We start from the raw sequence: 21,580 nt of genomic DNA, 5'->3' as shown, positions 1-21,580 counted from the left end.
CTAGAAAGAAGACCTCATGACACTTCCAGTTAGAAAATCCCTGCACGATGCGGTTTTACAGGCTTCAAAAGCTGATACTTGGGAACAAGCTACCAAGGAATGGAATGAAGTTTCCTTGATTTTTAACGGTATCGGCCGTAGCAATTGCGTCTGTGGGAATGCTATCAAATACGCTTACGAACTCTTTAACGGTGTCACAGGCCAACGCCTCTTTCCAATTGGTAGCGACTGTGTTCGTCATTTTCATCGATTGTCCCTTGACCAGCAACTAGAAGAGGAAGAAAAACTGCTCAGAAAGGTTGAAAATCTAACCAGAAAAGCCCAGAAAAAGGAAAAAATCAAGGTCAATAAAAGTGACTTTGACGAGCGACTTCTAAAATGGCTCTGGGAAAAAGGTGTTTTCAAATCTAATCGTGGGAATCAATTCACACCTGAGAGAGACTACCAACTCTTCCTAGAAGTCTTTCAGGGAGGCAGTTGGACCAAGGCTGAGCCAAAGAAAAAGGCTCGCATGGAAGAAGTTCTTGAAAAGTGTATCAAACCCTTTTTACTTGGAAAACCAGATGACCAACTCTACCTTGTCAAGCTAGGTAAGGAGAAAATTGACTACGAACAAGAACTCCGTATTCAGGCAGAGAAAGAGCGCAAGAAGAGGGATAAAATAGCCAAGCAGTATGCAGACAATCTAGTTCTAGCCATGGGCCCAGCAGAGCGGGCTTATCAAGATTATTTTGGTTTTACAGAAACCCTGACTCAAGAAGAACGCAAATGGGAGAAAATTCTTTTTGGTAAAAATAGAACAGAACGGGCCATCAAGGCCAAACAATATCAAAAAGAGCTGGAAAAAGACCAACGAATTGCGAGTCAGGATCCAGTTGAAAGAAAACAGAAGCAGACTTGGCTCCTCAATTCCTATTTTCGTGACCTTCCTGAAGAAAAATCCCGATTTGCTCGACTCTTATTAGAATATCGAAAAAGTGGAGAAGTTCCCTTTTCAACCCAATACCTGTCAGATCATCTCATCAACTTTTTCTATAAAATGAAAGCTTTTGAGTTTGAAATCTCACCAGAACAAGTCCGAGACTTCTTAAAAGAAAGCCTTCAGACAGAACATCTATCCTCAGCACAAGAAAGCTGGATAGATGGAATTCTTCTCAACTGCATCAAACCATTTTTAGAACGATTATTGATATAAGTAACACCTGCCGTGGAAATGCCATGGTAGGTGTTAGTTTTAATAGTCAGTGTCATTATTATTCTCAACAGATTTATTCGAAAACAAAACACGCTTATTGATATATGCTTTATTATACTGGATAACTTTTAAAATATTATGAGAGACTTAATTATAAGTAGCTTATTTTAATGTTTCGTAGTATAATAACATCAGGAAAACAAACTGTATAAACCAATATTTATAGGTTATTCTAAATACTTATATATAAATGCAGGAATTATTTATTACAGTAACTAAAACTCTATTATATAAGGAAATATTACATGATTGATATCCACTCTCACATTGTTTTTGGTGTAGATGATGGACCAAGCACAATTGAAGAAAGCCTAGCTCTTCTGAAAGAAGCTTTTTCACAGGGAGTTCGTACAATTGTATCCACTTCACATCGTCGTAAAAATATGTTTGAAACTCCAGAAGATACAATTATGACCAACTTTAAAGAGGTTCAAGCACTTGCTAAGAAAGAACTGCCTGACTTAACTCTTTTATATGGAGCTGAAATATACTTCACCCAAGATGCTCTTGACAAATTGGAAAGCAAGCAGATTCCTACTCTGAACGATACACAATATGCTTTGATTGAATTCAGCCCGACCACCCCCTATTGGGAAATCCGCAATGCAGTAAATAAAGTTTTATTGTTAGGTATTAGACCTGTCATTGCCCATATTGAACGCTATGCTGAACTAGAAAAAAATGAAAAAAGAGTTAAAGAGCTGATAGATATGGGATGTTATACTCAAATAAATAGTTCAAGTGTTCTTAAGCCTAAAATGTTTGGGGATAAGTATCGCTTACTCAAAAAAAGAGCTCAGTATTTTCTATCCTATAATCTAGTTCACTGTGTGGCTAGCGATATGCATAATCTAAGCTCAAGACCACCATATATGAAGCAAGCATTTGACGCAATTAGTCATCAGTATGGAAAGGAAAGAGCAGAAGAATTATTTTTAGTAAATCCTCAGTTGATTATATCGAACAAAAATATTTAGCAACATTTAATTTAGGTATATTTCCTGTATTTTAATCACGTAAGCTTGAAAATCTTATTTTTTTATGTTATATTGAACTGTATGATTTAATTCTTGGTAAATATACATATTTTTATTAGTTCTAGCTTTTTATACTCAGGACTATATATATATATATATATATATGCATCAACGTAGTGAGTGGCGCACGCATATATATGTGTGCGCCTTAGTTTTTTCTAGGAGAATGATGCTTATGTATAGGAGAATTAAGAGAATTATAGGTCTTCTAATTTCTATACCCTCATTACTATTAATTATCCCGATTTGTTTAATAGCATGTATCTTTATTGTAATCGAATCAAGTGGTAATCCTATTTATATACAAGAACGAATTGGTTTAAATGGACAAAGTTTTTCAATTTATAAACTCCGATCCATGTATCAAGATGCTGAAAAGAATGGTCATAAATGGGCGAGCAAAAATGATACACGCATTACAAAAGTTGGACGTTTTATTCGTAAAACACGAATTGATGAATTACCACAAATCATTAATGTAATTAAAGGTGAGATGTCCATTATTGGACCACGACCAGAACGACCAGAGTTTATCAATGAATTTTTGAAAGATATCCCTAATTTTAATGAACGTTTAGCTGTCCGCCCAGGAATCACAGGATGGGCTCAAGTAAATGGTGGTTATGAATTAACTCCTAAAGATAAATTAGTCTACGATCTATTCTATATCAATCACGAAAGTATCAAGTTAGATTTTCTTATACTATTAAAAACAATTAAAGTGATGGTTACCGGGAACGGATCTAGGTAGTTCTAAGAAAGAAAAAATAAATAAAAGGAAACAAACAATAATATGACTATTTTTAATAAAAATATTAATAGAGTTTTTTCTTTGATAAAAAGCAAACTACTATTTTTACTTCTATTTACTATAGTAGGGACGACAGCAGTTGGTCTATATACTGTTTTTATCATTTCTCCTATATACAGTGTATCCTCTAAGCTCATAATGAAGAACACTTCAAGTCAAACAAATGGGCAAAATAATGATGCGCAAACGATTGAAGCTATAAACCTCTTTCAAAGACAAGCTAAGACTTATTTAGAGATAGCAGATCTTCCCCCTGTAAAAGATGAGACCAATAAAGCATTAAGCTTATCACCAGATGAAATTTCAAAAATCAAGTCTGTTAAATTAACAAATGACTCAGGTTCTCAGTTGGTCACAATAACAGTGAGAGGACTAGATCGAAATTTAGCTGAACGTTATATTAAAGAGTATGTGTCTCAGTACAAGAAATTTACAGCAGATAGATTAGGGCGCGACAACTTGTCAGTTGTTACAGAAGCACTGGGAAGTGATTCTCCAGTTTATCCCGTTCTATGGAAGAATCTTCTTGTATCTATTCTAGTATTTTCTTTTGTAGGATTTAATGTTATTTTCATCAAATATGTACTGAGTGATTCGATTGATTCTTACGAAGACTTGGAAGAGTTAGTGGGAACACCTGTTCTCGGGATGATTCCGACTATAGAGAGAAAGAGAAGAGGTGAGTGACATGCATATCGAAGTTATTCATAACAGTAAATCCATCGTAGCTGAGTCCTTTAGAACTTTAAGGAGTAATCTTCAGTTCTCAGAATTTGGAAAAAATATTAAAATCATTGTCGTTACAAGTGCCAACCCCAATGAAGGCAAGAGTGAAGTCAGTATCAATCTTGCCGCTTCTTTGGCCCAACAGGGGAAAAGAGTGATTATCATAGACGCGGATATGCGTAAACCAACTCAACATAAATTAACCGAGCTAAATAACACTGAAGGACTCAGTACCTTTCTATTAAAGAAGTCAGGAGTAGATTCTATTAATCATTTGACGATAAATGATGTGAATTTAGATGTACTGACTTCAGGACCTGTTCCGCCTAATCCTTCTGAGATGTTAGCTAGTTCTTCTATGGATGAAACACTTAAAGCATTTGAGGATTTTTATGACTATGTCATTATCGATACACCTCCCTTGCTAGCAGCAACTGATGCCCAAGTTTTAGCCAGTATTTCGGATGCTACCCTTCTGGTAGTAGATATCAAAAAATCAAAACGACGACAAATAATAGAAGCAAAAAGAAGATTAGACCATGTTGGAGCTAGACTACTTGGTGTGATAATGAATAAAATTGATTCACATAAAGATACCTATTATTACTATTATTAAACTAACTATTTGAAAGGCAGGAGAGAAAAAATGACAATCTATCTTTTAATGTTCGTCTATATCTCTTTCCTTGCCTTTTTCTCATTAAAATATGAGGATAAAGTAAAAGAGTTAGGTTTCCTTGTTCTTCCGACTTTTTTCTTTTTTTTAATCATTGCGGGTTTTCGTACTTCTAGCGTCGGAGGAGACTTAGGAACTTATATCCATATTTTTGAATCGAATCATTTACAACTTCCGGATTTATCAAATCTATTTCGTTCTCGATTTGAACTTGGTTATTTAGTAAGTAATATTTTCCTAAGAAACTTTAGTGAGCACTATCCATTTTTATTATTTTCCTATGCCTTTATAACTTTAATTGCCTGGTTTCTTGTGCTTTATAAGCATTCTAAAAATGTTTACATGAGTTTACTGATTTACTTCAGCTCGTTAGGACTCTTTTTTTATTCTTTATCAAATATCAGGCAAGGTCTAGCGATCGCTTTAAGTTTTTTAGGGTTTCACTACGTAGTAAAAAACAAGAAGATTTTAGCATGGGTATTTATCTTACTAACTCCCTTATTTCATACATCTGGTATCGTCTGCCTCTTGTTTTTCCCCCTTAAAAAAATCGTTTTAAATAAAAGAATATACCAATTTGTGTTCCTTGCATTTCTAATCATCTTACCTTTTATCAAACAAATTGCAACTATCTTTATTTCTTTCTTCCCTCAGTATACTTCCTATCTGGAATCATCATGGTTTTTGGAAAGCAATAAATGGGCACCTGTATTTTTAACAATTTGGTATGGTATCGTTCTGGTCTTTGGAGAAGTAGTGATTAGAAAACAGAAGTTATCGACTGAAGAAGAATTTATAAGAACTTTGTTCTTTATCTCCTTTTTATTTACCGCGTCAACATTGCAAACAAGTCTTTTTGGCAGATTCGCACACTATTTTACCCCCTTTATTTGCCTATATATCCCCATGATTTTATCTAAAATAGGTGAAAAAAAAATTCAGTGGATTTTATTTTATTTGGTAATATTGGTTTATGCTGCAATCTTTCTAGTCATTGTTTATTTTAAAGCTGACTGGTACCATGTCGTTCCCTACCGTTCAGTTATTGTAGATTGGTTATTTGGAAATTAGGTTTAGGAGTTATAAAATGAAATTTTCAGTTCTAACGACAGTCTATAAAAAAGAGACTCCTACAAATTTAAGGAAAAGTTTACTAAGTTCTTATCAGCAGACCCTTAAACCGACAGAAATCATTTTAGTTTGTGATGGCGAATTGACTGAAGAGTTAGAAATAGAAATCCAAAAGTTGCAGAGAGAAATTCCGATTTTAAAGGTTTTTCATTTACCTGAAAACTTAGGCTCAGGACCAGCCTCTCTCTTTGGAGTTAATCAATGCCAAACAGAATTCATTGCAAGAATGGACAGTGATGATTATTCTCTAGAAACAAGGTTTGAGAAGCAATTAGCAGCCTTTGAAAAAAATCCCGACCTCATCATGGTTGGTTCCAATATCCTAGAGAAAAATACAGAGTTTACCGCCTTAAAGAAAGTACCAGAAACTACAGCCGAAATTCGTCAATATTCGAAAATGAGAAATCCCTTTAATAATCCTTCTAGTATGATGAAAAAAGAGTATATCTTGAAGGCTGGTAATTATCGTGAATTCCGCTATCTAGAGGATTATGACCTCACAATGAGATTGTTACACGATAATCCAACCAAGGATTTTTTGAATATCCAAGAACCTTTAGTTGTTATGCAAACAAATGATTCTAGCTACCTACGTAGAGGTGGTTTCTTGTATGTAAAGACGGACTTTATGCTCCAATTAGATTTTTATCGTAGAAGAGACATTAGTCTAGCAGAATTTCTTAGAAATATTTTCCTGCGTAACGCGGTTCGAATTCTTCCGAATTCAGTTAGGAAATGGGTCTATAAGAAAAAAATGAGAGAAGATGTAGAGGTGGTTAGGAAGATATGAAGAGAGTCATTACATACGGAACATTTGATTTATTGCATTACGGTCATATTAATCTTTTAAAAAGGGCAAAAGCTTTGGGAGATTATCTCATTGTCGGGCTTTCTACCAATGAATTTAATAGACTAGAAAAGAATAAAGAATGTTATTTTGATTACGAAAAAAGAAAATCTTTATTAGAGGCTATCAGATATGTGGATCTCGTCATACCAGAAGAAAATTGGGATCAAAAAATCTCAGACATAGAAAAGTATCATGCTGATGTGTTTGTCATTGGAGATGATTGGCAGGGAAAATTTGATTATTTAAGTGATTTTGGAATAGAGGTTGTTTACCTATCACGAACAAAAGAAATTTCAACTTCTAAGATAAAGAATGATTTGAATCAAGGAAACTAGGATGAAATATCAGGTCATACATGTAACAGGTGGTGTAAGGAATACCATGAGTGGGGTACAAAGTTTTATCAAAAATCATATCCCAAATAATGATCAAGAGTTTGAATATATGGTTGGAGAGTCAAATGGAGAGGCTCATTTCCCATTTAATCAATACCTAGATGAAAAAGAAATCAAACGCATTGTATTTCCTGCCCTAAAGATTTCTAAATTATTTGCCTATGCGAGAGAGTGTCGTCAATTTTATAAAAGTAATAAAATTGACATTCTCCATGTCCATACTCCTATAACTGCTTTTATACATAATTACTATGCTCGAAAAAATGGTGTTCCAGTTAGGATTTACCACAATCATAGTAGCCAATTTTCAGACACTTGGTTAAAAAGTATTCGCAATCGATTTTTGGTCTTTCTAGCCTTGAAAAATGCGACCCATCGTATCTCTTGTGGCCAATTAGCTGGACTGAAGATATTTGGAAAGAAATCTTTTCAAATCCTTCCAAATGCAATTGACATCGATAAGTATCGCTTTTCTCCAACTTTTCGAGAAGAAATCCGCAAAGAGTTTCATATAGCTGAACATCAAAAAGTAGTAGGGATGATTGGCATTTTAAATCCCTTCAAAAATCAGAGTTTTTTGATTGAAGTTGCCAAAGAATTACCTGACGTTACCTTTTTCTTTGTTGGTGAAGGGCCAGATCGTGCTATTTTAGAAGAAAATAGTAAGGATTTGAAGAATGTTATCTTCTCAGGAAAAAGAGAAGATGTTCATAAATTTTATTCAGCCTTTGATATTTTTGCCTTTCCTTCTTTGTATGAAGGTTTCCCAATCGTGCTTGTAGAGGCTCAGTGTTCTGGAGTCGATATTCTCATGAATGAAACGATTGATCCAACAACTCAGATCGTTAGTGAACTCTGCACAGCCATGCCTCTAGATAAGGCTAAATGGGTAAACTATATCGAAAAGACGCCTATCAATGAGAAACAACGACAGCTAAATGAACACCTAAAGCCGTTTGACATTGAAGAAAATGTTCAAAATTTAAAAGAAATTTATAAGCAAGGTTTAAAAAGAGAATGATCAACTATTTAAAACCCTTACTGTTTAAAGTAAGTGATTTTACTTATAAACTAAATAAAATGATTCCCAAGAAAAGGAACAGAATTGTTCTCTATTCTAACTGGGGTTTCAGAGATAATCTTAGAACCCTCTATCACTATTTAGTGGATAATGGCTATCAGGAAACATACGAAATCGTTTGTGCTTCAAATGATTTTTATCATTTAGAAAAAGAAAAGAATGTGAAGTATGTTTCTATTTATCAAGGTTTCTTTTATTTTTTAACATCTAAATATTTTTTCTATTCTTTTGGCAAGTATCCCATCAAACCTGCTCCAAACCAGATGGTTGTCAACTTGTGGCATGGAATGCCCTTGAAAAAAATTGGGAATCTTGAAGTTGGCATGGAAAAGATTGACTATAATTTCTTTACAAAATTAGTCTCCTCTTCAGATTTATTTACTCCAATCATGAAAGCAGCCTTTAATGCTAAGGACGAGCAGATGCTTCTTGTTGGCAATATTCGAAATGATGAGCTCTTTAAAGAGAAAGAGGAGAAGAAAATCATCTGGATGCCAACCTACCGTAATTCTAAAAACTATCATGATAGCCAAGCAGCACTGATATTTTCTTTAGAAGAAGAGGATTTTCAAAACATAGAAGAACTACTTTCAAACTATGGCTATCAACTTTACATTAAACTTCATCCTCTTGAGGAATCTCAGTTAAAATTTGAAATGAATTATTCGACCATTCATCTATTGACAGAAGATATCATTAGTGAGCAGTATGGGACTTTATATACCTTTTTGGGCACAACCAGTGCATTGATTACAGATTATTCTTCAGTATTTTTAGACTATTATTTATTAAATAGACCCGTAGCATTTACCATTAATGATTATGAGGAATACAAAGAAAAAAGAGGCTTTGTGTTTGAAGATGTGAAGAGTTTAATGGTGGGAAGTGTCATTCGTGATTCGCATGATTTATTAGATTTCCTAGCGAGTGTCATGAAATCTGAAGATCCTTATATTGAAGAACGAAAAAAAGTTAATAACAAGGTAAATGCCATTCAAAAAGATTTTACAAAGACACTTTTGGATGAAATTGGATTAAGGAAATAAGGTTAGGATAAAGAATGATTAGTGTAATCGTACCTGTTTATAATGTAGAAACTTATCTGGAAGAATGTTTAGACAGCATTCAAAACCAAACCTACACAGACTTTGAAGTCCTTTTAGTCAATGATGGTTCAACAGATAGATCAAAAGCTATTTGTGAACGTTATTGTAAAGAGAATCGTCGCTTTCACTTGTTGAATCAAGAGAATCAAGGATTGAGCGCTGCACGAAATACTGGTGTAGCAGCTTCAAGAGGGGAGTTTATTGCATTTGTAGATAGTGATGACATGATTCTAGCGAACTATTTAGAAACCTTAATACACTATATGCGTGAAGACGTAGATATTGTGGAAAGTCAGTTTACCGTATCTAACGAGGAATTTCTTGCTAAAAGTTTTAAAGAACCAAGTATTCTATTCGAAGGGAACTCTCAAGAAGCAGTAAAAATTTTCCCTAAACATGTTTTAAATGTTAATGCAGTTACAAAACTTTATAGAAGATCAATTGTTGAAGCTGTTCCTTATATAGATGGGGTGATTTTTGAAGATGTTTATTGTGGAATTGGAATGTTAAAATATATTCGAAAAATCATTAAAATTGATTATAAAGGTTATTATTATCGACAACATCAAGCTAGTATCATGCATCGAACCTTTACTCCTAAAAATCTAGATATCTTTACAGTAAGCGACCAATTGATAGACTTGTATTCCGATAGGGAAGAACTTCTTCCTTACATTGGCAGCTTCCTAGTTCATGTAGCAACCATGCATTATCAAGACTATATCCAAAAAGGAAATCCATATGCAGATGTCTATAATCAGAAATTAGCCGACTATGTAACTATCACCAAGAAAAATCCTGAGCTTGCAAAAAGTTCGCGTATGATTCGCCTCTATAATATTTGTCCAAAATATTATAATTCGATCATTTTCCCTGTTTATCATTTTTTGTGGAAACTAAAAAATGGAATTAGAAAGTAAATTCAGATGAATAAAAATGAATGAGAAGGAAGCTGTTTTATGATTAGCTTAATCGTTCCAGTTTATAACGTGGAAGAATATCTGGAAGAATGTCTAGAAAGTATTCGAAAGCAAACCTATCAAGATATAGAAGTCATTTTAGTCAATGATGGTTCAACAGATGGCTCCCAAGCTATTTGTGAGTATTTTTGCCAAACAGATAAGCGTTTCCGATTGATCAATCAAAAAAATCAAGGTCAAAGTGTAGCCAGAAATCATGGCGTAAAAGAATCCCTTGGTGAATATATCATGTTTGTCGATAGTGATGATGTCATTAAAGCAAATATACTAGACGTATTACTATCCTATATGAAGGCGGATGTGGATTTAGTAGAATGTAGTCTTGTTCGCAATCAAGAAGAATTGCATAAAAATAAACCGATTCGAGTTATTTTCGAAGGTAATTCAACGGCAGCCATTATTAAATGTATAGCACTTAAAGAAGTGAATTATTCCCCATGTGCAAAATTATATAGAAGAGAAATTATTGAAAAAGTTCCATTTTTAGAAGGTGTTATTTACGAGGATGTTTATACAGGAATTAATTTTTTAAAAAATATTCGAAAAATGGTAGTTGTTGATTTAACTGGGTATTATTACCGATTTAGTCCGAATAGTACTATGACAACTTCTTTTAATGAGAAAAATTTAGATATTTTTAAAGTTGGAAATCAATTAATAGCATCCTTCCAAGATGATGCATATTTATTACCGTATATTGGATACTTTATGTTTTATCTAGGGGTTAGTCATTATTACAGAGATGGCATTACGAAGAAGAGTCCTTGTGTTAGTTTGTATGAGAATTTTATAAAGGAGTCTGCTTTTATTGCGAAGCAATCTCAAGAAGTTGTTCGAAAATACCGTTTACTAAGAATGTATTTCATAGCGCCAAAATATTTTTTAACGATTACTCATCCAGTGTATCAGTTTCTGTATAAAGGATGGAGTAAATTTAGAAAGTTGACTCACAAAAGACAAATGAAGGAGCTTATGAACAAAAATGATTAGTATAATCGTTCCAGTTTATAACGTGGAAGAATATCTGGAAGAATGTCTAGAAAGTATTCGAAAGCAAACCTATCAAGATATAGAAGTCATTTTAGTCAATGATGGTTCTACAGATGGCTCACAAGCGATTTGTGAGCGTTATTGCCAAATGGATAAGCGTTTCCGATTGATCAATCAAAAAAACCAAGGTCAAAGCGTAGCCAGAAATCGTGGTGTGAAAGAATCCCTTGGCGAATACATCATGTTTGTCGATAGTGATGATGTTGTAAGTCTTGGTCTGTTAGAACAACTAATGAAGTATATGTCTGATGGAATTGATATTGTAGAATGTAATATAACCGAGGATATTCATTGTTTAAATTCCGAAGGAAAAGAAATTGGTGTTAAAGAATTAGATTCAAATGAAGCCTTATATGAATGTTTTCATCACGGGGTAAGTTGGAGTCCAGTCGCAAAACTCTATCGTCGTGAAATAGTGGAGAAAGTTCCGTTTTTAGAAAATTTAATTTATGAAGATTTTTATACTGGAATCGTCTCTTTAAAATATATTCATAAAATGAGAAAAATTAACTATATTGGTTATTATTATCGATATCATACTTCTAGTACGATGAATCAGAAATATTCAGAAAAGAATCTTGATATTTTTAAAGTTGGCGAAAAATTATTAGAGGAATTTAGAGAAGATAATTGGTTACCTTATGTAGGGAATATGTTATTTTTAGTCGGTATTGGACATTTTAAAAAGTATAACATAAGAGTTGGACATCCATATTATCAGTTATATGTTGATGCAATTGATAACTATTTTGAAATAGCTAAGAAATCATCAGATATTTTCAATTCTAGTAAACTATTAAGATGGTATAGTTATTCATCAAAATATTTTTTTAGTTTATATTATCCTCTGTATTTAAGATATTTAGACATTCGAAAAAAATGGAAAATTTAATAGGAGCCTATTTATGATTAGTGTCATTGTACCTGTTTATAATGTTGAAGAGTATCTGGAAGAATGTTTAAATAGTATTCAACATCAAACTTATACCGATATAGAAGTGATCCTAGTCAATGATGGTTCAAGAGATGGCTCAAAAGAAATTTGTGAGCGCTATTGTCAACAAGATTCTCGTTTTCACTTAATCAATCAAGAAAATAAAGGATTAAGTGGCGCTCGTAATCGTGGTATGACTGAATCTAAAGGCGAATTGATCACTTTTGTAGACAGTGATGATGTTCTTAAAGAAGATATGTTGGAACAATTGATAAAACAGGTTACCTCAGATGATATTGATATTGTAGAGTGTTGGTATACGAATGATCAAGAAGAATTAGCAATCCCTTCACCAGAAAATGTAAAAATTATTTTTCAAGGAAATGCCCAAGAAGCTTTAGTCTCTTTATGTAAAGATAATATTGTCCGTTTGAATGCAGTTGCTAAACTTTTTCGAAGACAAGTGATTGTCAATTTTCCATTTTTAGAAGGTTTATTTTATGAAGATGTGTATGGCGGAATGGGAATCTTAAAACAGATACATAAAATGGTAAAAATTGATTATATAGGATACTATTATCGCGTGCGTTCTGGTAGTATTATGAATCGCGAATTTAGTTTGAAAAATTTGGATTTGTTTACGATTTGTGATAAAGTGGAGCAACTATATGAAGGAAATGCTGACTCACTCCCATACGTACAACGTCGCTTATTCCATTTAGTTTTGATGCACCTTGTCGACTATCGTATATTTGAGGGAAATCCCTATCAAGAAAAATATGTCGAGTACCTGAATCGTTACGCTAAAAGTTCAAGTCGCTCATTTTTAATGAGAGCCTATCGATTATTCCCTCAAAAGATTGTCTTCATTTCAAGAGTTGTTGGAGCCATTCAATGGAGATTTGAAAAATATATTGTAAAAAGATTTTGGAGAGGGTTGAAGTAGTATGAATTATTACTTAAAAGAATTTTACGCAGAAGCCAAACATGCAGGATCTAAAGCAAGATTAGATGCTGAAAAAATAATGCTAGAAGCAGGATATCAACCTTTTTCCCTAAATAATGATTCAAATCCCATCACTTTGACAAAAAATGATGTGTTAGTTCTTCAATTTCCGTTATTATGGGATTCCTTAAAAAAACAAATTTTAACGAGATTTTTGAAAAATAGAACATTCAAAGCTTATTTGCTGATTCACGATATCGAGTCCCTGAGAAACAAAAACATCAAGTCGTTTACAGATTTCAAGTACTCTATTATCCATTATTTACAAAATAAAACAGTCCTTGAAAAAGTCGACGGTATTATCGCTCATAACGAAAAGATGAAAAGTGAACTTGTTCGATTGGGAATACCGGAAGAGAAGATTGTTTCCTTAGAGATATTTGATTATTTGATTTCAAATTATGAAGAGAAGAAAACTTATGAGAAAAATACGGTTATAGTTGCTGGAAATTTTGATATTCGAAAAACAAAATATGCAAGACAATTACCTGAAAGTCCTGAATTTTCTATTTATGGGATTAATTTTGAAGAGGAGAATCTTCCTTCAAACGTTCATTATAATGGTGCTTTTTCTCCTGATGAACTTTCTAATCACTTGCATGGCGGTTTTGGCTTAGTCTGGGATGGAGATAGCCCCCATACTTGTAGTGGAATGTATGGAGAATATTTAAAGATGAATAACCCGCATAAAGCCTCTTTATATTTAGCATCAGGTTTTCCGATTATTGTATGGAGCCAATCTGCTTTAGCGGAGTTTGTACGAAAAAACCATTGTGGAATACTTGTTGATTCATTATTTGAAATTGCAGATTGTTTAAACTCGATTGATGAAGAAGATTTTCAAGAGCTGATTAAAAATAGTAAAATAGTAGGAGAGAAACTTCGTAACGGATATTTTCTAAAAACAGCTTTAGAAAAATGTGAAAGGAATTTGTAGAGTTTATGAAACTACAAACCTTACAAAAAAAAATGGCTCGCTATCGTCAAATTTTAAAATATTATGGCCTTAAACTAACATTTATTTACTTTCTTGCACAAAAATCTGACAAGATGTTTTATGATTTTCGTAGAAAGATTCTTTTGGATTTTGTACTAAAATTAAGAAAAGAAGCACAACTAGTTGATTCGAGTAATGAAAAAGAAGAAGAAACAACAGAATTTCCGAAAATAATTTGGACAATGTGGCAACAGGGAGAAGCTCAAATGCCTGAGACAGTCCAGACTTCAATAAAGACCATAAAAGACTTCGCCAAAAGAAATGATTGTGAATTCTATTTGTTGACAGATGAAAATCTGGCGAATTTCATCAATATTCCAGCAGACATCACCGAAAAATACAAGAAAAAAGAATTATCAGCTGCGCATTATTCAGATATTATTCGTTTTAGTCTCTTATGCCAATACGGTGGCATTTGGATGGATGCAACCTTATTTGTATCTCCCTATGCAACTTTAGAAATGTTTGAAGGGGACTTTTTTAGTTTGAATCATCCACCTATACGATCTGAACAAATAGAACGAACTGTTGGTGACTTTAAATGGGCAGGTTTCTTTCTGGCAGGAAAAAAAGGCAAGCCTTATTTTAAACATATTCGGGATTTATATCTTTACTATGTTCGTAAATATCCAGTTTTTATTCATTACCTGATGATGGATTATTTTATTTTGTCCGAATATAAGTGCAGTCCTTATTTTGAAAACTTAGTGGATAGATTACCTATTCTAGCACCAGCTGAGCGTGTTTGGTTTTTAAGAGACCATGCCCATGATATTTTTGATGAAAAAGAATGGGAAGATGTGTTAAAAACAACACCTATTATGAAAACTACATATAAAATCAATAAAGAAGAGGTCGTTCCAGAAAGTTATCTAGATCAACTTTTGCAAGGAAAATTAAAGGAATAGATGAAATACACGAAAAAAAGTAGAACCGAATTTGCCACCTTAAATACAAGTATAGCTCTTGCATTGCAACCTTTTCAAGTCCTTCTTGGCTTTATCAATCGAACTATTTTTATCAATTTACTTGGGGTAACCTATCTAGGATTAAACAATTATTTGTCTAGCTTAGTTTCTATCCTGTCTTTGGCGGAATTAGGGGTTGCTGGAGCCATGAGCTATGCATTATATGGCCCCTTAGGTAGAGAAGAACATGGGAAAATCAATGCCTTTATGATTCTTTTCAAAAAATTATATAGAATCATAGGCTTTTCTATTTTTATATTAGGCTCTATACTTTCTTTATTTCTTCCTTATATGATAAAGGATTATACGGTAAATAGCGAAGTAAATTTGATTTTTTTCCTCTTTGTTTTTAACTCAGCTTCTAGCTATTTTTTCTCCTATAAACGAACCTTGCTTTATGTCGATCAGCGTAATTATATGATGACTTTGATTGACTTTGGATTAAATACGCTTCGTGTATGCTTGCAAATCGGAATTTTATTCTTTACCAAAAATTATATCTTTTATCTATTAATCAGTATCATCATGAATTTTATAGGGAATATCATCATGTCGCGGATTGTAGATAGATTGTATGGTTACCTGTTTAATGATGACATAACTCCCATTAATCAGGAGGAAAAAGGAAAATTTATCCGAAATATCAAAGGAAATGTAGTCGGTAGTATTGGAGAAACAATTGTTTTTCAAACAGATAGTATTCTAATGGCAAGTTTTGTCAGCTTAGCAGCTATTGGTATTTATGGGAATTATACCTATGTTTTAGGATTTCTTTCACTGATTTTAAATACTGTGATCAATTCAGTTGTTTCTTCCGTAGGTAACTTAGTCCATTCGGAATCTACGACAGTAGCAGATATAGTTAAATTCCTAAAAAAATTCCAGTTTATTGCTTTTAGCCTGATTTATTTTGCTAGCTTAGGCTATTTAATGTTCATTCATCCATTTATGACCATCTGGTTAGGGGAAAATTTTTCATTTAATCGTACAGTTGAGATTTTGATTGTCCTTCATTTTTTCCTAACTTTTTATAGAAGACCGATTCTAACGTTGATTTCAGTTTATGGATTAAGTTATGAGCAAAATAAAAAAGTTATCGTCGAGATTTTATTAAATATTTCCCTTTCACTCTACTTTTTAGTGATTTTAGATTTAGGGGTATCTGGAATTTTATTGGGTACGATTTGTTCAACAGTCTTGACCTGTACATGGTATGAACCCTATAGCGCCTTTAAGTATGGATTGAAAGCTTCCTCAAAGGATTTTTTTAAAACATTGTTACAAGATTTCACTGTCGCAGGGATAAGCTTTCTACTTTTGAGTTTGCTGGATAACTACCTCTTAACTCAGCTAGATTTCATTTTCGGTTTGATCATCAAAATCGTCCTTTATTTGATAGTATTGGGTGTCTACGTTTTCCTATTTAGAAATCATGAAGGTGGAAGACAAATTATACTAATGATTCAAAAAGTATTAAAGTTAAAAAATAAGGTGGTAAAAATATGAAACGAATATTAGTTTGTGGTTTAGTTCCAGATATCGGTGGACTAGAAAAAATTGTGGTAGATTTTTATAATCATATCGATACCTCTGAATTTGAACTGGAATTTTTACTACAAGGTTCTGAAGATGTTGAATTTAGTGAACATTTTAAAAAGCTTTGCCACAATCCTCTCGTCGTTCATAGAATCCCTAAGTTAAGACCTCATATGAAACAGGCATTAAAAGAATGGGATAGTTTCTTTAAGAAGAATGCTCATCGTTATGATATTTTATGGTCCAATCAAAATGGTCTGACTCATCTAGAATTTTTAAAATTAGCAAAGAAATACGGAATCGAAAAAAGAATTGTTCATGGACATTGTGCAACAGCAGATAAATTTTACCGCTTTGTTCATCCAGTCAATCGTCTTTTTGTCGGCAAATATGCGACCGATTTTTGGGCCTGCGGAACAGAAGCGTTAAACCATTTTTATCATGGAAACGAAAGAGAAAAAGCTTTAGTGATTCATAATGCCATCGAGGTAGAAAAGTTTTTATATAATCAAGAAATGCAAGCCCAACTTCGAAAGGAATATCATATTCCAGAAGATTGTTTAGTCGTAGGACAAGTTTCTCGCCTATATGAAAAACAAAAAAATCAAAGTTTTTGTGTTAAGGTTTTTTCTGAAATCGTCAAAAAAGAACCCAATTCTCGCTTAGTATTTATCGGAAGAGGAGATACTTCTTTTTTAGAAAATGTGGCAAAAGAATATGGAGTAGCAGATAAAGTCATCTTTACAGGCTTGACCACTAATGTCGGAAAAATGCTAAATTTATTAGATGTGTTCTTCTTCCCATCTAATTTTGAAGGATTGCCAATTGTACTCATTGAAGCACAAGCAAATGGATTACCTGTTGTAACTGCAAATCATTTACCAGATGCAAGAATACTAGATAACTACGATAACAGCCTGTCTTTGAAAGACTCTCTTGAAGAATGGGCGGATAAAATTTTGTCAGTCAGAAATAATCGGGAACTTGATACAGAAAAGGTGAAACAGCTAATAGATGAAAATGGCTACGAGATTGAATCAGCAACCAGACAGTTAGAGAAATTATTTGATGAGTAATAAAAAGTTGATGGAGAGGACAAACATGTCTTCTCTAATTTTTTTATTATGATTTAATCGTTTGAACACTATTTAATCTGGAAGCAAAAGCGGACAAAATAAAGAAGTCATGATATAATATAAAGTAGATTTCTATGTTATAAAGCAAGAACTGTTTGGACATCATTCATTTGAAAACTCCCTATGTTCAAACGATCGTAAAATAAAATAGGGGCTCTAAACCCTTGCTACGAAAGGAAAAAAACTCAATGGCTACTATTCAATGGTTGGTCTAGAAGAATTAAAATAATAAAACATTGTGAAGTAGAATAAATGCTTAAAACCCTTGAATTTCAAGGGTTTTTGTGAGTACAGATTTTTATTTTTTACATTGTTATAAGTGCTTGATTGAGCAATAATCATCAATAAAAACATTTTTTTGGTGTTGAGTTTGGTGTTCAAATATTTATTATGTCACGGAAAGGAATTTCACAATCTTTCCGTTTTTTTATTTTCTGGAGGAAAAATGACAAAAGAATTACAATCATCACGCTATATTGTCATTTCATTTTTAGTACGTGAAATGGGAATTGACATTGTTGAAGCCATCTCTCTTATGGCTGAATTAGAAAAAAGTGGCTTGGTTCGCTTGGAATCAAGTGGAGATTTAATACTCAAAGAACTTGGAGGAGCGCTATGAAACGAATTACCGCAAATCAATACCAAACTTCAGAACGGTATTATAAATTACCTAAAATTCTTTTTGAGGATGAGAAATATATGGATATGAAACTAGAAGTAAAGGTAGCTTATTCTATTTTAAAAGATCGTTTAGAATTATCTCTCAGTCGTGGTTGGATAGACGAAGAAGGAGCGGTCTATTTAGTATTTTCTAATTCTAAACTGATGAGGCTGTTAGGTTGTTCGAAGTCAAAACTACTATCAATCAAAAAAGTTCTTAAAGAATATGACTTAATTGATGAAGTCCAACAGTCTTCAAGTGAGAAAGGGAGACTCGCTAATAAGATTTATTTAGGGGAGTTGTCTTCTACCCCAGTAGCTAGTTCGAACAGGCCTAGTGTTAAAAAAAGACTAGGGCAGGATGAAAATGAAACGGCCCCCGTATCTTATTCGGCCCCTAGTGAGACTGAAGTTAGTGAGACTAAATATAGTGAGACTGATTCTTTATTTATTGAGGATGAGGAAGAAAGGAATTCTCAACCTATTTTGAGAAGAAAAGTAGAAAAGGTCACAAAATATGATCGAGATTATATTTGGGGATTGGTACAAGATCAATTTAGACGAGAGGGTTTTTCTGAAACAGCCAGTGAAATTGCTATGACTGATTTTGAGAGAATCTATCAGTATGCTCTTGACAATGTTCGCTTTGTTAGACGAGCGGAGGTTTTGGCTGAATTTGTGTTTAACGGCTTGTATTCTGTTTGGAATAACCGTGTTAGAAAAGGAGGTGGTTAAAATGTCGCCAATCGAGTGGGTATTAGTCATTCTTATTTTAATTTCAAGTGGAGTGACACTTTGGACATTGATAGTCGATCAGAAAGGGGTGATAAAGAAATGAGATTTATTGATTTATTTTCAGGTATAGGTGGATTTCGGCTTGGAATGGAAAGTGTCGGACACGAGTGTATTGGATTTTGTGAGATTGATAAATTTGCTAGAGAATCTTATAAGTCCATTTTTCAAACGGAAGGAGAAATAGAATTTCATGACATACGAGATGTTTCAGATGACGAATTTAAAAAACTTAGAGGGAAAGTCGATGTCATCTGTGGGGGATTCCCTTGTCAAGCATTTTCAATCGCAGGAAGACGATTGGGATTTGAAGATACTAGAGGAACTTTGTTCTTTGAAATTGCTCGGGCGGCCAAACAAATCAAACCACGTTTTCTTTTTCTTGAAAATGTTAAAGGCCTACTCAATCACGATAAGGGACGGACGTTCACCACAATCCTTACTACACTTGATGAGTTGGGGTTTGATGTTGAGTGGCAGGTGCTTAACAGTAAGGATTTTGGCGTTCCCCAAAACAGAGAGAGGGTGTTTATTATCGGACATTCTAGAAAGAAAGGTACCAGACTCTTATTTCCTTTCAGACGAGAAGGTCAAGCAACTAACTCTGAAACTTTGAAAGCACTAGGAAATTTGAATCCATCAAAAAGTGGAATGAGTGGTAAAGTCTATTATTCAGAAGGTCTTGCGCCAACCTTAGTCCGTGGAAAAGGCGAAGGATTTAAGGTTGCTATTCCTTGCATAACACCAGATAGATTAGACAAGAGACAAAATGGTAGACGTTTCAAGGATAATCAAGAGCCAATGTTTACTTTAAATACTCAGGATCGCCATGGTATTGTCGTTGTTGGAGATTTACCAACTAGCTTTAAGGAAACTGGTCGCGTCTATGGAAGTGAGGGGCTATCTCCAACACTGACTACAATGCAAGGAGGAGATAAAATCCCCAAAATACTGATTCCAGAACCAATCCAATTTCTAAAAGTCCGAGAGGCAACGAAAAAAGGATATGCTCAAGCAGAAATAGGAGATTCAATTAATTTAGAAAGACCAAGTTCTCAGTATCGTCGTGGTAGAGTTGGAAAAGGTATAGCGAATACGTTAACAACTAGTGGTCAAATGGGAGTAGTAGTGGCTAGCTATGAAGGGGAAGATAAGCAGGTTTATCATGTAGCCGGTGTCTTAATTGATGGGCAATTTTACCGTCTGAGGATACGACGAATCACTCCTAAAGAGTGTTTTCGACTGCAGGGCTTTCCTGATTGGGCTTTTGAAGCTGCTAGAAAAGTCTCTAGTAATAGTCAGCTCTATAAACAAGCTGGTAATAGTGTAACCGTTCCTGTGATTGCTGCAATCGCAAAGAAATTAAAAGAAATAGAGGAAAAAGATGAAAGCATTAAATAAAGAATCAATACTAGATTGTGATGAATTAGAAACAGAATTACATGACGCAGAAATCAAACAGCTGGATGAACAAATATTTTTAATGCCTAATTATCCATGTGAGTTTGAGGTGACATTTTTAGATGATTACCATAAAAAACATAATTACCCACTATTTTATGAATCCTATCTTCAAAACATTATGGAATTCCTTGAAAGTCAGGATATAAAGAATGGAGCTGATGCCTTTGTAGATGATAATCAGAATCTTGTTTTTGTTTTATATGGACAAGGCTATCGAGCCGAGGGAAAAGAGGGAATACTTACAACCCAAGTAACTGTAAAAGCTTATGATGAAGACAAGAAATCGATTAACTTCTCAAAGTTATTAGATTCCTTAATCGTCTCAGAATATCAAATGGAACCGAATCTTTTGGAGGTCTCCCATGATTGATCTCTATCTGAGTAAAAATAACCATAGAAATCAACTTCTTTTAGATTTCTTTCAAAACTACGGTATCGAGGTATCTTGTCATTCGATTTCTGAAATGACAAAGGACAAATTAATTGAGATGATGAGCTATTCTTCAGATTGTTTTGAGTTTTTATCTCCCAATTTATTACGATTTAAGAACCGTGACAATCTAAGATTAACGGATTTCATTGAGATGATATTAAAAAATCCTGAACTAACCATCAGACTTCCACTTGCGGTTTCAAATAAGCGAGTTTATCCAAATCTGAATTTGGAAGAGGCTAGGGCTTTATTGCCAAGAGATACGAAACAATTGATTTACATGGAACAAACACATTATTTATCTAGTTAAAGGAGAAGCAATATGGCTGAACGATTTTGGGAGAATTTGTCCATTATATTGGCTGAAAGAAATATCAGCTGGATTGAGTTAACCAGAAAAATGTTTGCGGGAGAGTTTCACTATCCAAGTGAATTGAATCGTTTGTATCAAAAGATTCGCCACTATAAGATGGAACAACGAATGCCTCAAAGTCCATGGGTAGAAAGGATTGTGCAGGTATTAGATTTAGATTATGAAGATTTATTTCGGAGGTAA

At 33.6% G+C, this 21,580-nt stretch carries 24 protein-coding genes; all 24 read left to right on the top strand.

The window, feature by feature from the left end:
• The first annotated feature begins 16 nt into the window (after window positions 1–16).
• The 24 genes from N8N51_RS07980 (at window position 17) to N8N51_RS07865 (ending at window position 21,580) form a co-directional block, all read left to right on the top strand.
• A complete protein-coding gene (locus N8N51_RS07980; RefSeq protein ID WP_261103982.1) occupies window positions 17–1,195 on the top strand; it encodes a hypothetical protein in 1,179 nt (392 codons plus the stop codon).
• Window positions 1,196–1,500: 305 nt separating this feature from the next.
• Window positions 1,501–2,232, top strand: a complete 732-nt coding sequence (gene cps4B, locus N8N51_RS07975) for a capsular polysaccharide biosynthesis protein Cps4B (protein ID WP_060628350.1) — start codon at window positions 1,501–1,503, stop codon at window positions 2,230–2,232.
• Between the two features lie 235 nt (window positions 2,233–2,467).
• Window positions 2,468–3,043, top strand: coding sequence for a sugar transferase (locus tag N8N51_RS07970; protein WP_052691054.1), 576 nt, complete (start codon window positions 2,468–2,470; stop codon window positions 3,041–3,043).
• Window positions 3,044–3,085: 42 nt separating this feature from the next.
• On the top strand, window positions 3,086–3,790 hold the full coding sequence (locus tag N8N51_RS07965) for a YveK family protein (protein ID WP_045611656.1): 705 nt from the start codon (window positions 3,086–3,088) through the stop codon (window positions 3,788–3,790).
• 1 nt (window position 3,791) lies between these two features.
• Entirely contained in the window at window positions 3,792–4,445 is a 654-nt protein-coding gene (locus N8N51_RS07960) for a CpsD/CapB family tyrosine-protein kinase (protein WP_045611653.1), read from the top strand.
• Window positions 4,446–4,475: 30 nt separating this feature from the next.
• Window positions 4,476–5,576, top strand: a complete 1,101-nt coding sequence (locus tag N8N51_RS07955) for an EpsG family protein (protein ID WP_045611651.1) — start codon at window positions 4,476–4,478, stop codon at window positions 5,574–5,576.
• A 16-nt stretch (window positions 5,577–5,592) separates the two neighbouring features.
• Window positions 5,593–6,426 carry a glycosyltransferase gene (locus N8N51_RS07950; RefSeq protein ID WP_045611648.1) on the top strand — a complete coding sequence of 278 codons (834 nt, stop codon included), beginning with the start codon at window positions 5,593–5,595 and terminating at the stop codon, window positions 6,424–6,426.
• Window positions 6,423–6,821 (top strand): glycerol-3-phosphate cytidylyltransferase, encoded by a 399-nt coding sequence (tagD, locus tag N8N51_RS07945; protein WP_045611645.1) that lies wholly within the window; start codon window positions 6,423–6,425, stop codon window positions 6,819–6,821. The genes N8N51_RS07950 and tagD overlap by 4 nt, the downstream gene beginning before the upstream one ends.
• 1 nt (window position 6,822) lies before the next feature.
• On the top strand, window positions 6,823–7,902 hold the full coding sequence (locus N8N51_RS07940) for a glycosyltransferase (protein WP_261103980.1): 1,080 nt from the start codon (window positions 6,823–6,825) through the stop codon (window positions 7,900–7,902).
• Complete coding sequence (locus N8N51_RS07935) at window positions 7,899–9,008, top strand: CDP-glycerol glycerophosphotransferase family protein (protein WP_045611641.1); 1,110 nt, start codon at window positions 7,899–7,901, stop codon at window positions 9,006–9,008. Before N8N51_RS07940 ends, N8N51_RS07935 begins: the two co-directional genes overlap by 4 nt.
• Before the next feature lie 14 nt (window positions 9,009–9,022).
• On the top strand, window positions 9,023–9,988 hold the full coding sequence (locus tag N8N51_RS07930) for a glycosyltransferase family 2 protein (protein ID WP_261103979.1): 966 nt from the start codon (window positions 9,023–9,025) through the stop codon (window positions 9,986–9,988).
• A gap of 39 nt (window positions 9,989–10,027) precedes the next feature.
• Window positions 10,028–11,038 (top strand): glycosyltransferase family 2 protein, encoded by a 1,011-nt coding sequence (locus tag N8N51_RS07925; protein WP_084926357.1) that lies wholly within the window; start codon window positions 10,028–10,030, stop codon window positions 11,036–11,038.
• On the top strand, window positions 11,031–11,990 hold the full coding sequence (locus tag N8N51_RS07920; protein WP_261103978.1) for a glycosyltransferase family 2 protein: 960 nt from the start codon (window positions 11,031–11,033) through the stop codon (window positions 11,988–11,990). Before N8N51_RS07925 ends, N8N51_RS07920 begins: the two co-directional genes overlap by 8 nt.
• A 13-nt stretch (window positions 11,991–12,003) precedes the next feature.
• Window positions 12,004–12,978: a glycosyltransferase family 2 protein gene (locus tag N8N51_RS07915; protein WP_084926359.1), complete on the top strand. Its 975-nt coding sequence runs from the start codon at window positions 12,004–12,006 to the stop codon at window positions 12,976–12,978.
• A 1-nt stretch (window position 12,979) separates the two neighbouring features.
• Window positions 12,980–13,975 (top strand): glycosyltransferase, encoded by a 996-nt coding sequence (locus N8N51_RS07910; protein ID WP_150923056.1) that lies wholly within the window; start codon window positions 12,980–12,982, stop codon window positions 13,973–13,975.
• A gap of 5 nt (window positions 13,976–13,980) precedes the next feature.
• Window positions 13,981–14,943 (top strand): capsular polysaccharide synthesis protein, encoded by a 963-nt coding sequence (locus N8N51_RS07905; protein WP_261103977.1) that lies wholly within the window; start codon window positions 13,981–13,983, stop codon window positions 14,941–14,943.
• Window positions 14,944–16,509, top strand: a complete 1,566-nt coding sequence (locus N8N51_RS07900; RefSeq protein ID WP_261103974.1) for a lipopolysaccharide biosynthesis protein — start codon at window positions 14,944–14,946, stop codon at window positions 16,507–16,509. It abuts the gene before it with no gap.
• Window positions 16,506–17,615: a glycosyltransferase gene (locus tag N8N51_RS07895; protein WP_261103972.1), complete on the top strand. Its 1,110-nt coding sequence runs from the start codon at window positions 16,506–16,508 to the stop codon at window positions 17,613–17,615. The genes N8N51_RS07900 and N8N51_RS07895 overlap by 4 nt, the downstream gene beginning before the upstream one ends.
• A 505-nt stretch (window positions 17,616–18,120) precedes the next feature.
• On the top strand, window positions 18,121–18,294 hold the full coding sequence (locus N8N51_RS07890) for a hypothetical protein (RefSeq protein ID WP_000159607.1): 174 nt from the start codon (window positions 18,121–18,123) through the stop codon (window positions 18,292–18,294).
• Window positions 18,291–19,070 carry a replication initiator protein A gene (locus tag N8N51_RS07885; protein ID WP_261103970.1) on the top strand — a complete coding sequence of 260 codons (780 nt, stop codon included), beginning with the start codon at window positions 18,291–18,293 and terminating at the stop codon, window positions 19,068–19,070. The genes N8N51_RS07890 and N8N51_RS07885 overlap by 4 nt, the downstream gene beginning before the upstream one ends.
• A 99-nt stretch (window positions 19,071–19,169) precedes the next feature.
• The gene (gene dcm, locus N8N51_RS07880) at window positions 19,170–20,528 is read left to right on the top strand and encodes a DNA (cytosine-5-)-methyltransferase (protein WP_261104008.1); all 1,359 of its coding nucleotides are present in this window, start codon (window positions 19,170–19,172) and stop codon (window positions 20,526–20,528) included.
• Window positions 20,512–20,961, top strand: coding sequence for a hypothetical protein (locus tag N8N51_RS07875; RefSeq protein WP_261103969.1), 450 nt, complete (start codon window positions 20,512–20,514; stop codon window positions 20,959–20,961). Before dcm ends, N8N51_RS07875 begins: the two co-directional genes overlap by 17 nt.
• A complete protein-coding gene (locus N8N51_RS07870; RefSeq protein WP_022524954.1) occupies window positions 20,954–21,334 on the top strand; it encodes a thioredoxin domain-containing protein in 381 nt (126 codons plus the stop codon). The genes N8N51_RS07875 and N8N51_RS07870 overlap by 8 nt, the downstream gene beginning before the upstream one ends.
• Before the next feature lie 12 nt (window positions 21,335–21,346).
• The gene (locus N8N51_RS07865; RefSeq protein WP_000840776.1) at window positions 21,347–21,580 is read left to right on the top strand and encodes a hypothetical protein; all 234 of its coding nucleotides are present in this window, start codon (window positions 21,347–21,349) and stop codon (window positions 21,578–21,580) included.

It is taken from the genome of Streptococcus mitis (genome assembly GCF_946188685.1).
Taxonomy (GTDB): domain Bacteria; phylum Bacillota; class Bacilli; order Lactobacillales; family Streptococcaceae; genus Streptococcus; species Streptococcus mitis_CC.
The sequence above is the reverse complement of the archived record's forward strand: the minus strand, read 5'-3'. Positions and strand labels throughout refer to the sequence as shown.